The sequence below is a fragment of the Lederbergia sp. B243.17 genome, assembly GCF_057657925.1.
Genome location: NZ_JBWBKF010000059.1, coordinates 17,644 through 30,263, shown reverse-complemented (window position 1 = coordinate 30,263; position 12,620 = coordinate 17,644). Strand labels below are relative to the sequence as shown.

The following is a 12,620-nucleotide window of genomic DNA, read 5'->3' as shown; positions in this document are numbered from 1 at the left end:
TTTACAATTGAAAAGTGTAAACTATTATTTGAAAAGTCTATATCTTATGAAGGGAAGAGTGCCCATTTATTATCTGGAGACAGGAACATCGGATGATAGAATGCTCGTCTTTTTGCACGGAGGCGGAGTGAGCAACTGGATGTGGGAAGAACAAATCGCCTACTTTTCCAACAACTATTACATACTGGTGCCTGATTTGCCGGGGCATGGAAAGAGCGCGGATCAAACAACCTTTTCAATCGATTCTAGTGCGGAAAGGGTGGCTGAGATCATTGAGAAAAAAGCCGATGGCAGAGAAGTGATTCTTTGCGGGTTTTCTCTCGGTGCACAAGTTTCCTTGGACATTCTTAGGCTCAGCCCCAACCTTGCGGATAGGGCAATGATCAACAGTGCGCTTGTAAAACCGATGCCCCTCGCTGCAAAGTGGGTGAAACCGGGAGTGGCTGCAACTGCTTTTTTGATAAAAAACCGGCAGTTTGCAAGACTTCAGGCAAAGGAACTTTCCGTCGGAGCCGAACAGTTCGAACGCTATTTCGAGGATTCAAGAAATATGGCACCCGAGGTGCTGGTCCAGGTTTTGGAGGAGAACATGTCTTTTGCCCTTACACCGGACCTTGAAAAGGCCAAGGCGAAGGTTCTTGTAACGGTCGGTGGCAGAGAAAAGACAATGATGAAGCAATCGGCCCGTATAATTCTGAATAGCGTGAGTATAGGGGAGGGGTTGATATTCAACCGCTGCAAACACGGAGCGCCACTGGCGGATCCGCTTCTATTTAACCGTACGCTTGAAGCGTGGTTGAAGGACGAGCCTTTCCCAGCAGGAATATCAATAATAAACAAGGAGGAATAAACATGATTCCATTTTCAAAACCAACAGTAGAACAGTTTTTGCGTACATATAATATTTCCGATTTTGCTGTGAGCAAAGATGAGAAACGGCTGATTTTCAGCACGAACTTGAATGGCAGCTATAATTTATGGGCGATCGATTTTCCTAACCAGTTTCCCTATTTGTTTGCCCAAAAAGGAGAAATGAGCAATTTTATTACAATTGAAAAAGACTCCCGGTTTGTACTTGCCGGTTTTGATCATGAGGGGGATGAAAACTATCAGATATATGCCCTTCCATATGATGGCGGCCTTCCGGAAAAACTGATCGAGGCGGAAGCGGAGGACAAGTTTTATTTTTCACATTTGACCGAAAACGGTAAAAGGCTCTACTACAATACGAGCGTCGGGAATGAGCAATTCTTGAATACAAAGGTGAGAGATTTGGAGACAGGGGAGGAGAAGCTCCTGCATGAAGGGGAGGGGGCCGCAACCTATCTGGTGGAGGTCAGTGACGATGAGGAAACACTTGTCTTCGTCCAGACGCTTGCCAATACCTATATCAAAGGCTTTGCTTTGAGGGATGGCGAGAAAATCAGCCTTGTCCCGGATCCGGAAAAAGTCCATACGGTGAGCGATGTTGTTTTTGCCGGCGGAAACTCAGTCTACCTTGTGACCGATTATGAAAAGGAATTCAGCTATGTCGCGAAGTTTGATCTTGTCACGCAAGAATTTTCCTCGGTGGCAGAGTTTGAGAAAGAGAGTGTCTCTGCGATCAAACGCGATAAGTCGACGGATAGTCTGTACATCGTTACAGAAAAAGGTGTCGAGGATCGCTTTTACCGTTACTTGACAGCATCCGGGGAGATAAAGAAATTGGAGGCGCCGGTAACGGAAGTGAGCAAGCTTCATATCACCGAGTCCGGAGCGTTATATGTGCTCGGAAGAGGGGCGGTCGAGCCGGCTAATATTTTCCGCTCTGAGGATGGCGAGAAGTGGGAAAGGGTCACAAGCAATAAGGTTCTTGGCGTACCGGAGGAGATGATGGTGGCCCCTGATGTTGTCTCCTACTCTTCGTTCGATGGGCTGGAAATAGAAGCCCTTCTGTTCAAGGCAAAGCCTGAGTTTGACAACGGCTATACGATTTTTTGGCCGCACGGAGGTCCGCAGGCTGCTGAACGGAATGTGTTCCGGGCGATGTTCCAGAGCTTTTTAAATAGAGGCTATACGATCTTTGCCCCGAACTTCCGCGGCAGTACCGGATACGGAGCGGAATTTGTAAAGCTTGTCGAGCGAGACTGGGGAGAAGGACCGAGGAAAGATTGTATCGCTGGGATCGACTGGCTGATTGAGCAGGGAATCACCAACCCGGAGAAGCTCTTCCTCGTCGGCGGCAGTTATGGCGGCTATATGGCGCTGCTTCTTGCTGGGCGCCATCCAGAGTATTTTAAGGCAGTAATCGATATTTTCGGGCCGTCAAATTTATTCAGCTTCCTCAACTCGGTGCCGGAGCATTGGAAGCCGATGATGGAGCAATGGCTCGGGGATGCAGAGAAGGACAAGGAGAGGCTGACGAAGGATTCGCCGATTACGTATTTGGATACAATGGTGAAGCCGATGTTCGTCATCCAGGGTGCGAACGATCCGCGGGTCGTCAAGGAAGAGTCGGATCAGATTGTCGCCGCGCTGAGGGACAAGGGACGGGACGTTGAATATCTCGTGCTAGAAGACGAAGGACATGGATTCTCGAAGAAAGAGAATGAAATCAAAGTCTATACAGAGATGCTGAAATTTTTGGAGAAGCACCAATAAAGTGAGAGTTGGCCCTCCGTTGAAAGAAAATCGGATGGCCATTCAACTGAGGGATGCCAAAAACGTCACGTTTCTGCCGAAAAGATGGACATGTGAAATTTTTCCTTAGGGCTATAATGAAGAGAGAGATGTGAAAGGTGGTTTTCGAATGACGAATGAAGAGAAGAATGCTGCCCTGCCTCCAAAGACCTGTTCAGTCGAGAGACTGGTGACAGCTGCGCGGGATGTTGAAAAAGTGATCAACCACGAAAAGACAGCAACGCGCAGGAATGGCAGATATGCGGATATCGGGGAAATCATGGAGCTCCAAGGCAAACGATTTATCGTGACAGATGTTTATAGGCAAACACTTGGAGAGATGACGGATGATCATGCCGCACAAGAAGGGTATGGGAATTTGGACACATACAAGGAAGCCATTCTTTCCTTCCATCCGGGCATGCCCTGGGCATCAAAGATGAAAGTCTGGGTCCACGAGTTTGCACCGATTGACCAGGTTGATTAAGATTGACGATGGGCTATAAACTCCTCCTTTACATCCATGTGTTAAGCACAATTTTATCGATCGGACCATTTTTTGTCCTATTTGCGGTGACCAAGCTGCTCCGTCTGGCGAAGACTGAGGAACAGGAGCAAGGATTATTGGGCATTTTCACCTTTTCCATCCGGCTCGTAAAGCATGCGGGCCATGTACTTGTTGTATCTGGAATCCTGTTGATCATCGTGGCGAAGTGGTCATGGAGCACCCCGTGGATTGTCATGACATGGGTAGTCATGTTCGGTTCGATCTTCTTTCTGGCGAGAGCATTTTCGCCGACGATCCGCAGATTTGCAGAGCCGGATCGAAAGAAAGCTTTGCTGGTAGATAAGTTGAACCGCTCTATTGTGATTTATGTCGTTCTCCTTCTTGTCATGCTTTGGCTGATGGTCGGAAAACCGTATTTTTGGTAAGGGGAAAGGCACGGGAGACCGTGTCTTTTTTTGTTGCTTTTTTTTGCTAACGCTCCCCTAGCGCTCTATAATGGAGGACAACATCATTATACATAGGAGGGGTGAGATGATTTCTTTTTCAAAGGTGACGAAGGAATATGCAGAGGGGGTCAGGGCTGTCGATGAGCTGGATCTCAATATTGAAGACGGGGAAATTTTTGTGCTGATCGGGCCGAGCGGCTGTGGAAAAACGACGACGCTGAAAATGATTAACCGTTTAATTGATGCGACGGCCGGATCTGTCTCCATTAACGGAAAAGAGCTATCCCGCTACAACATCCATGAGCTCCGCTGGAATATCGGCTATGTTCTCCAGCAAATCGCCTTGTTTCCGCAAATGACAGTCGCAGAAAACATCGGAGTTGTCCCTGAGCTGAAAGGGTGGCCGAAAGACAAGCTGCGTTCGCGGGTGGATGAATTGCTCGGAATGGTCGGACTTGATAAGGAGACATACCGCAGCAAAATGCCGAATGAGTTATCGGGCGGCCAGCAGCAGCGGATCGGGGTCGCCCGGGCGTTGGCGGCAGATCCCCAAATCGTTCTGATGGACGAACCATTCAGCGCACTCGATCCGATTAGCAGGGAAAAACTGCAGGACGATGTGCTTTCGCTGCAAAGCAAGCTCAAGAAGACCATCGTGTTTGTAACGCATGACATGTCTGAGGCATTAAAGATGGGAGACCGGATTTGCCTTATGAAGGAAGGCAAGGTTGTACAAATAGGGAAAAAGGAAGAGTTCATCCGCCTTCCCGCCAACGACTTTGTCCGGGAATTTATGGGGCCGCATATTCAGCAAAATGAGGAATGGCAGCATTATATACATGAAACATCGCTGGATGGCGTCCATCCTGAAGTGTCGTTCCATGCTTCGGAGGATGAACTGCTTGCCGCCCTCCTGCAAAATGAAAGAGTGGCTGTACGAAAGGACGGAAAACATGTAGGGATGATTGAACGGAGCGACGCAATTCGCCTTCTTGCTTCCCGGTCAAGGGAGGTGGCAGGCGATGAATGATTTGCTCGAAGTGTTCCAAGATCGGAAAGGACAGTTGCTTGCTGCGATCCTTGAGCATATTCAACTTTCGCTGATTGCCTTGTTCTTTGCCGTCCTGCTTGCCATCCCGCTCGGCATCTTTTTGACGAGGCGCGGAAAAGCGGCAGAACCAGTAATGGGCGTGGCTGCAATTCTTCAAACCATTCCATCCCTCGCCTTGCTTGGATTGCTCATTCCGCTTCTTGGCATAGGCAAAATACCGGCCATCATTGCACTTATTGTCTATGCGCTGCTGCCGATTTTGCGGAATACATACACTGGAATCAACGAAGTTGACCCGTCGCTCAAGGAAGCGGCACGCGGTATGGGGATGAACACGAGACAGCAGCTGCTGAAGGTGGAACTGCCGCTCGCACTGCCGGTCATTATGGCAGGAATTCGCACAGGAGCGGTGCTGATCATTGGAACGGCGACGCTGGCTGCCTTGATCGGCGCAGGCGGTCTTGGTGATATCATCCTGCTCGGGATTGACCGGAACCAATCTGCGCTGATCTTACTGGGGGCAGTGCCCGCAGCCCTGCTCGCCATCTTGTTTGACGTGGTTCTTCGCCGGTTTGAACACCTTTCTTTCCGGAAAACGATGATCGTTACCGGCACTTTTGCCTTTGCTGCCTTGCTGCTTTTGCTTCTGCCTTTTATACAGGGGGGCAAGAAAGAGATAACGATCGCCGGAAAGCTCGGATCGGAGCCGGAAATTTTGATCAACATGTATAAAGTTCTGATTGAAAAGGAAACGGATTTGGACGTTGAGCTGAAACCAGGGCTTGGCAAAACCTCCTTTGTGTTTAATGCGCTGAAAAACGGCAGCATCGATTTGTATCCTGAATTTACCGGTACAGCGATAAGTGAATTTTTGAAAGAGACAGCAGAGAGCACAAACAGGGAAAAGGTGTATGAACAGGCAAAGCATGGGCTTGAGAAGCAATTTGATCTTGTGATGCTGGAACCGATGGCCTACAACAATACGTATGCGCTTGCCGTGCCTGCGACGATTGCCGAACAGCAAGGATTGGAAAAAGTATCGGACCTGAAGACGGTGGAGAATGAGTTGACTGCCGGCTTTACGCTGGAATTTTCCGATCGCGAGGATGGGTATGTCGGGATTCAGAAGAAGTACGGCATCCACTTTTCAAAAGTCGTGACGATGGAGCCGAAGCTGCGGTATAAGGCGATCGATAAGGGGGACATCCAGCTTGTCGATGCGTACTCGACCGACAGTGAAATCCGCCAGCATCAGCTCGTCGTGCTTGAGGATGATCAGGAGCTTTTTCCACCGTACCAGGGGGCGCCATTGCTGCGGCGGGAAACACTCGAACAATATCCTGAACTTGCCGGCGTTTTAAACAAGCTTGCCGGCATGATTACGGATGACGAGATGCGCGAGATGAATTACCGGGTGAACGTGGAAGGAGAGAGTGCAGCAAAAGTTGCCAAGCAATTTTTGCAGGAAAAGGGGCTGTAACCGACTCAAACTTCCCAGCGGCTGCTATCAAGATCAACACGGGTTTCTGTAAGAAAAGCAACTCCCTCATCTTCAAGAAGTTCCCGCTGTGTGAAGGCGGCCTCCGGATCGCGGATGACAATCTCCCCTTGCGCATTTACAATCCGGTGCCACGGCAAATTATGCTTTTTGCTTGAGGAGTGGAGCAGCCGGGCGACTTGCCGTGCCGCCCGAGGATTGCCGGCAAGTTTTGCAATCTGGCCGTATGTGGCAACTTTTCCCTTTGGTACCGCTTTGATCGCTTCAATAACAGTCTCTGAAAAACGTTCCATAACTAATCTCCTTAAGGGCCCGTCCACACTTTGGACGGGCATTTTTGTGTGATTTATAAAAATTATATCAAAAAGCAGAACTGCTTTTTCAGTATAAGAGGAGGGGGAAGATGATCTCTCTTACATAGATGGGGAAAGGAATAGTCGGAAGAGACTAGAGCAGTTGATGAGTGATATTGAAATTATGGAGGGGGATATCTTTTGCTGACCGGACCGATTGCTAAAATAAAACCAAGAAAACAGCCGTGCTCATCACCCGGGCCATTTCAGAGGCCATGCGCGTTGAATTCGGCTCAATTCCCAATATGGGCTGGTAATTTCATTGACTTGAGATGTACATATTTGATTGATGATAAGATGTTTATAAGTATGTTTATGAAGGAGGAGTCCAATGAATGACCTGACAATTAAAAGTTATGATTTACAAAACGAGATTTTTAGAATTAGATATGTTAACGAAAGATGTTATACAGAAATGAGGCAAACACATTATCATAATAGCTATGAATTATATTATCTACTAAGAGGGGAAAAGCTATTCTTTATCAATGATCAACTATTTCGAGCGGGAAAAGGGGACTTAGTAATCATTCATCCCTATGATGTTCATAAAACCTCCAGTTTAAAAGAGGTAGAGGCCGAAAGAATCGTTATTCATTTTAAACCGGAATTTATTGAAAAAGGGATTGGTGGGGAAGGATTTGATTTATCCTATTTGAAACATCTACCTAAGAAAATTCAACTTTTAACTAAAGAACAGATGCAAGTTGAACGCCTGTTAAATGAAATGCTTAAGGAGTGTGAAAAAAAAGGAGAGAAATATGGATTATATATTAAATCCATACTTTTCATGCTTTTAATCACTCTACACAGACAAGGTTTGCGAGGAAAAGAGGTGGAGGAAGAAATAACGAATATAGTTGATAAAAAGATGTTAAACATCGCCTTGTACATCAATAAATATCTTAATACCAAACTATCACTAAATAGCATTGCTAATGAATTTTACATTAGTCCCAATTATCTTAGCCGATCATTTAAAAAAGTCACCGGTTTTAATATAAGCACATATATACAGCTCGTCAGAATCAGAGAAGCACAGAAACTGTTAAGAGAAACGAATACTAAGATTATTGATATAGCCAGTTCAGTTGTTAAAAGGATTACAAACACATCACCACTAAAGTATCGAAAAATACATAGGCAATGACTTTTTTATATCTTCAAAAATAAACTATGAAGGTTAAAAAAAGCAAAGTTTACGGGTTGAAAGGGTGAAAAAGAGTAAGATTAGAGCTTGAATTTTTTATATAATCTGAATACGGGAGCTGAAGAACCATTATTATGCGCCGTGAAACCAAATGATAATGACGGAGGTGGTTATGGAGTTTTTCCGATATGGCCGGATTTGAAAGCGTATTCAAAGTAATATGCATAGGGAGGAGAAGAAAAGGATGAAGATGTTCAAGCAACTATCGGCAGCTTTTTTAACTATTGTTCTCGTGTTGTCATCCATGAATTTTGCAGTTTTTGCGGAGGCAGAAGAGCATGCCTACATAGTGAATGATGATTTTGAGGACAAAGCAATAGAGACCGCTGTAGAAGACTTTCCGGATACAGAAAAATATAGTGTGCTGGACCCGTGGAATAAAGCCGGAACAGTTAAAAGTGTACCCAGAGTGGCTGAAGACCCGTTGGGCAAAAATGGAAATGTATTAATGGTAGAAGATAAGGGGGATTCTCCTGTAGCGGTGGTTAAAGACATTCCTAGACAGGAGCAACCCTTTACGGTCGAAGTGGATTTTATGACGGAAACGTTCGGGCATGCTACAAAGGTTCTTCGTTTGCTAGATGGAAGCACTGTAGCTGTAGAGGTGGAGTTAAGAACCATCGACGGAAAGAACATTCTGGGATTTTCCATACCAGGCGGACATGAGATTCTGGTGGATGATTTCCAACTGAACACTTGGTACAATATCAAGCTATTAGTCGATCCGAAAAAACAGGAAGCAACTCCCATTATAGACAACGTGGTAATGCCAACGTATAAGTGGAGATTTTTGAATGCCACCGGGATTACAAGAGTGCTTACGATGACACCTGCCGCTCCGGCGATATCAACATACATCGATAATTTAAAGGTGTCTGAAGGAGTCGACGAGTCAATAGTAAACCCTGAAAATCCACCAGCAAAGGTAGAGAAGATAGATGTCAGTACAGATGATTTGTCTGTTTTCCTGGATTGGGATGCTTCAGATGGTGCTTCATCCTATACGGTTAAGATGGCCACTGATCCCAAGGGACCGTTTGAGGCGGTGGCAGGTGCAACTGAACTGGTCTTGACCTATACGAAAATTGATGTGGTGAAAGATGGAACCTATTATTACATCATAGACGCCAATAATAAAAAAGGTTCAACTCCATCGGAATTAATTTCAATCGATGTAAGCCAGAGGGCAGATAAGGTGATTGCGTTTCCAGGGGCCGAAGGCGGAGGGAAATTCACATCAGGCGGCAGAGGATATGATGTCTACACCGTAACAACTTTAGAAGATTATGGACCTGGCGAGGCACCGATCGAAGGTTCATTGCGTCATGCATTGAGCGAAAACAATCGTACGGTCGTATTTGCGGTATCGGGTACGATTTATTTAAAAGATGATTTGAACCCCAAGCTTAAAAATGTGACGATTGCCGGGCAGACTGCACCTGGAGACGGTATTTCGTTAGCAAATTATGGACTTGATGTAGGCAATTCGGAAAATGTTATCATTCGCTACATGAGATTCCGTCCAGGGATTATTAACACGAAAGATGAACCGGATGCGATTGACGGAACGGATGCGAAAGATATAATCCTTGACCATGTTTCAACAAGTTGGGCAACAGATGAAACTCTATCTATCTACCGAAGTGAAAATATTACGGTTCAATGGAGCATTGTAAGTGAAAGTTTAACCTTATCCGGGCATGAAAAAGGGAAACATGGATATGGCGGCATTTTTGGAGGGAAAAATTCAACGTACCATAATAATATCATCGCTTCGCATACGAATAGGAACCCTCGAATCGGTGGATCTACACCAGGACAAACGACTGTCGATTTTAATAATAATGTGATTTATAACTGGTCATCCAACTCCATTTACGGGGGAAACTTTTCAGATGTAAATATTGTAAACAACTATATGAAACCCGGCCCGGGGACTCAAGATAGCAAAAAGAAGATTGTTGTAAATCCAGGTATTTTAGGCAGTCCGAGTTCTTGGTACGTTAGTGGTAATTATATGCATGGCTCACCAGAAGTAACAGCAGATAATTCAAAGGGGATTTATAGTCCTGCAGCTGATGCAACAATTAGAAAGGAAGCTGTTCCTCTTCCGGAAAGAATTATGAGAGAACCGGCATCGGCAGAAGAAGCGTATCAGGAAGTCCTCAGAAAAGCCGGCGCTACTCTTCCGAAAAGGGATGCTGTGGACGCAAGGGTTGTAAATGATATCATTAATGGAACCGGCAGATTCATTAACAGTGAAGATGAGGTCGGAGGATATCCCGAACTTAAATCTCTACCTGCACCGCTTGATACCGATGGAGATGGCATGCCAGATGTTTGGGAAAAAGAACATGGACTAAATCCCAAAGACCCTGAAGATGGAAAAGAAACTACAGAAAGCGGTTACTCCAATCTGGAACTATACCTCAATTCCATTGTAGATATGGATCATGTTGCGGATAACCCGGTTGCTGAAATTACAAGTCCAAAATTAAACTCGCTTCATGAGGCGAATCAGGACTTGGAAATAAGTACGAAGGTTTCCAGTGCTAATGGGATTGAAAAAGTCGAATTCTTTAATGGAGCAGAAAAGTTGGGTGAAGCAGCAGCTGCACCTTATACCTATACTTGGAGAAACGCTCCGGATGGAACCCATTTTATCAGTATCCGTGTTACAGATAAAAAAGGGCATCAAACGCAATCAACATCAGCACCCATCCATATTAATAGTCCGTTAAATAGCGATGTGTGGAAATCTGCCGATATAGGTGAGGTAGGAATCAAAGGTAATACGAGCGTAGATGAAGACGGCGTAATAACTGTTAAAGGTTCAGGCAGAATTACGGGCAATCATGATTCTTTTCAGTTTGCATACCAGGAGCTGAAAGGTGATGGAGAGTTCGTGGCAAAAGTCCACTCAATCACACCGGTTGATAATAATGCCATCGCGGGAATAATGATAAGGTCTAATCTCGAAAAGGATGCGGCAACTGCGATTTTAAGCACGTCAATTATCAAATCAGATAGAATTGAGTCTAAAACTCCATATTCCATCAATCTATCTTCAAGGGGAGCTGATGGCCAGACAATTGCAACATTGAATGATGCAAGTTATCCTGATCAAACGCTGCCAAGTTTGTTATCGACACATTTTCCTTACTGGCTGAAGCTGGAGCGGAAGGGAAGTAATATCACTGCTTATGCATCTCCCGATGGAGAAGATTGGTCATTAGTCGGAAATCGAAGTATCAATCTTGGTGAAATAGCATATGTGGGATTCGCTGTAGAATCTGCACAAGATAAGAGTAAGATCAATAACTATAATACCGCGATATTCTCTGATGCAAGCACGACAATGTTACATCCGGATGAGGAAGCAGAACCTGAAATTCCTGTAGAATATGAGACAATTATTGAAGATGATTTCTCAAATGCCACAACAGGCACCCTTCTTACAGCTGGATACAAGTCACTTCCAAGTGACCCATCAAAGCCAATGTACCTAAGTAAGGGCGGAACAATCACTGTAGATTCCAGTAATTTAATTCTAAACGGCAGATTAACGATCGGGGCAAATAGCTCAGCCGATACAACAGCAGAATTTACACCGGGCGGTGCGCTTAATTTAAGTAAACCATATCGCATCATTATAAATGTTGCAGATACTGTCCTGGACCCAAATAACGCAGGCAGGAGGCTGCAGGTGTTTGTTGATAATAATACAGCAAATGACAATAACTCTGTGCATGGAGCTGAATCCAAGATATTCCAACAGACAGTTTCAACCATCGCTCCAGGCGAGATTATCATTGAGTCGGAAACGGGAACAGAAGAATCATTTATCCAATTGCGCACTGAAGGAAATTCAGTGGTTGCTATTGATCGGGTTAAAGTTGAATTCATTAAGGAGAATGAAGTTCCAAATCCAACGCCTGTTCCGGACCCAGAACCCAATCCAGGAACAAATATAATTGAAACGACACCTGTATTATCCGGGGAAAAAGCAGAAGTGGCAGTGACGGAAAAAGCACTGAAAAAAGCCTTTGTCAACGCCTCAAAAGAAAAAGGCGTGCAAACAGTAGAGGTTGTGCTTGGAAAAGTGATTGGCGCGAAGTCGTATGAACTGAATGTCCCTGCTGAGTTTTTGACGAAGTCAGGGAAAAACAAGCAGATTCAGGTGGCAACCGAATTCGGAATTGTGACATTGCAAGGGCATATGCTCAGCAACGCAAAGCTGTCGGGCGCTGAAACGGTGACGCTGGCGATTGCAACCGGCATACCATTTGAAAATCGTCCAACGATTGAATTGAGCATTTTAGCAAACGGGAAAAAGGTTGATTATAACCATCCGGGCGCACCAGTAAAAGTGGTAATCCCTTATGAACCGACAGCAGAAGAATTGAAAAGCCCAGAAAAAATTACTGTCTGGTATATCGATGACGCCGGAAAACCGACACCTGTCACGACGGGACGCTATGATTCAAAATTAAACGGTGTGACATTTACAACAACGCACTTCAGACAATTTGCCGTCGTGTATGTGGATAAAGCACGGAATGAAGGAATTGGCGGTACAAGTGATATAAATCCCTCTGAAACTGAATAGTACAAGAGCTGAATCTTCAACTTGGCTTGTTGAAGGCCGGGGACCGGGTTTGCCAGTCAAGGGAAGGGAAATCCGCCCTGATCTGGAGACTCAGTCTGCAAGTTTATCGGCCCTCATTGAGACGCAAGGGCCATCACTCCTGCCTCTTGGTCAGCGGCTCTCATCGGCAGCCCGTCCACACTTTGGACGGGCATTTTTGTGTGATTTATAAAAATTATATCAAAAAGCAGAACTATTCTTGTAGGTATTCGTATATAAGGAGAATGTGCATGAAAGGGGGAGGACAT

General features: G+C 45.3%; 9 protein-coding genes. 8 read left to right on the top strand and 1 reads right to left on the bottom strand.

Going from position 1 to position 12,620, the window contains the following annotated elements:
• Positions 1 to 46 precede the first annotated feature (46 nt).
• The 6 genes from AC0TWI_RS11280 (at position 47) to opuFB (ending at position 6,143) form a co-directional block, all read left to right on the top strand.
• Positions 47 to 850 carry an alpha/beta fold hydrolase gene (locus tag AC0TWI_RS11280; protein ID WP_488126450.1) on the top strand — a complete coding sequence of 268 codons (804 nt, stop codon included), beginning with the start codon at positions 47 to 49 and terminating at the stop codon, positions 848 to 850.
• Between the two features lie 2 nt (positions 851 to 852).
• Positions 853 to 2,640 carry a S9 family peptidase gene (locus AC0TWI_RS11275; RefSeq protein ID WP_488126449.1) on the top strand — a complete coding sequence of 596 codons (1,788 nt, stop codon included), beginning with the start codon at positions 853 to 855 and terminating at the stop codon, positions 2,638 to 2,640.
• Between the two features lie 148 nt (positions 2,641 to 2,788).
• Positions 2,789 to 3,145, top strand: coding sequence for an ASCH domain-containing protein (locus AC0TWI_RS11270; protein ID WP_488126448.1), 357 nt, complete (start codon positions 2,789 to 2,791; stop codon positions 3,143 to 3,145).
• Positions 3,146 to 3,153: 8 nt separating this feature from the next.
• A complete protein-coding gene (locus tag AC0TWI_RS11265) occupies positions 3,154 to 3,591 on the top strand; it encodes a hypothetical protein (protein ID WP_488126478.1) in 438 nt (145 codons plus the stop codon).
• Between the two features lie 106 nt (positions 3,592 to 3,697).
• A complete protein-coding gene (locus tag AC0TWI_RS11260) occupies positions 3,698 to 4,642 on the top strand; it encodes an ABC transporter ATP-binding protein (protein ID WP_488126447.1) in 945 nt (314 codons plus the stop codon).
• Positions 4,635 to 6,143: an osmoprotectant update ABC transporter permease/substrate-binding subunit OpuFB gene (opuFB, locus tag AC0TWI_RS11255; protein ID WP_488126446.1), complete on the top strand. Its 1,509-nt coding sequence runs from the start codon at positions 4,635 to 4,637 to the stop codon at positions 6,141 to 6,143. The genes AC0TWI_RS11260 and opuFB overlap by 8 nt, the downstream gene beginning before the upstream one ends.
• Before the next feature lie 5 nt (positions 6,144 to 6,148).
• On the opposite strand, the gene AC0TWI_RS11250 is transcribed toward opuFB, so the two are convergent.
• Positions 6,149 to 6,454, bottom strand: coding sequence for an MGMT family protein (locus AC0TWI_RS11250; RefSeq protein WP_488126445.1), 306 nt, complete (start codon positions 6,452 to 6,454; stop codon positions 6,149 to 6,151).
• 391 nt (positions 6,455 to 6,845) lie between these two features.
• Here AC0TWI_RS11250 and AC0TWI_RS11245 point away from each other — a divergent pair, with 391 nt between their 5' ends.
• Positions 6,846 to 7,664, top strand: a complete 819-nt coding sequence (locus AC0TWI_RS11245) for a helix-turn-helix domain-containing protein (RefSeq protein WP_488126444.1) — start codon at positions 6,846 to 6,848, stop codon at positions 7,662 to 7,664.
• A 244-nt stretch (positions 7,665 to 7,908) separates the two neighbouring features.
• On the top strand, positions 7,909 to 12,333 hold the full coding sequence (locus AC0TWI_RS11240; RefSeq protein WP_488126443.1) for an Ig-like domain-containing protein: 4,425 nt from the start codon (positions 7,909 to 7,911) through the stop codon (positions 12,331 to 12,333).
• Positions 12,334 to 12,620 lie beyond the last annotated feature (287 nt).

Bases quoted from the DNA above. Each gene is read 5' to 3' on its own strand.
- AC0TWI_RS11270 (WP_488126448.1), top strand. From the start codon at position 2,789: ATGACGAATGAAGAGAAGAATGCTGCCCTGCCTCCAAAGACCTGTTCA.
- AC0TWI_RS11245 (WP_488126444.1), top strand. From the start codon at position 6,846: ATGAATGACCTGACAATTAAAAGTTATGATTTACAAAACGAGATTTTT.
- AC0TWI_RS11275 (WP_488126449.1), top strand. From the start codon at position 853: ATGATTCCATTTTCAAAACCAACAGTAGAACAGTTTTTGCGTACATAT.
- AC0TWI_RS11260 (WP_488126447.1), top strand. From the start codon at position 3,698: ATGATTTCTTTTTCAAAGGTGACGAAGGAATATGCAGAGGGGGTCAGG.
- AC0TWI_RS11265 (WP_488126478.1), top strand. From the start codon at position 3,154: ATGGGCTATAAACTCCTCCTTTACATCCATGTGTTAAGCACAATTTTA.
- AC0TWI_RS11240 (WP_488126443.1), top strand. From the start codon at position 7,909: ATGAAGATGTTCAAGCAACTATCGGCAGCTTTTTTAACTATTGTTCTC.
- AC0TWI_RS11280 (WP_488126450.1), top strand. From the start codon at position 47: ATGAAGGGAAGAGTGCCCATTTATTATCTGGAGACAGGAACATCGGAT.
- opuFB (WP_488126446.1), top strand. From the start codon at position 4,635: ATGAATGATTTGCTCGAAGTGTTCCAAGATCGGAAAGGACAGTTGCTT.
- AC0TWI_RS11250 (WP_488126445.1), bottom strand. From the start codon at position 6,454: ATGGAACGTTTTTCAGAGACTGTTATTGAAGCGATCAAAGCGGTACCA.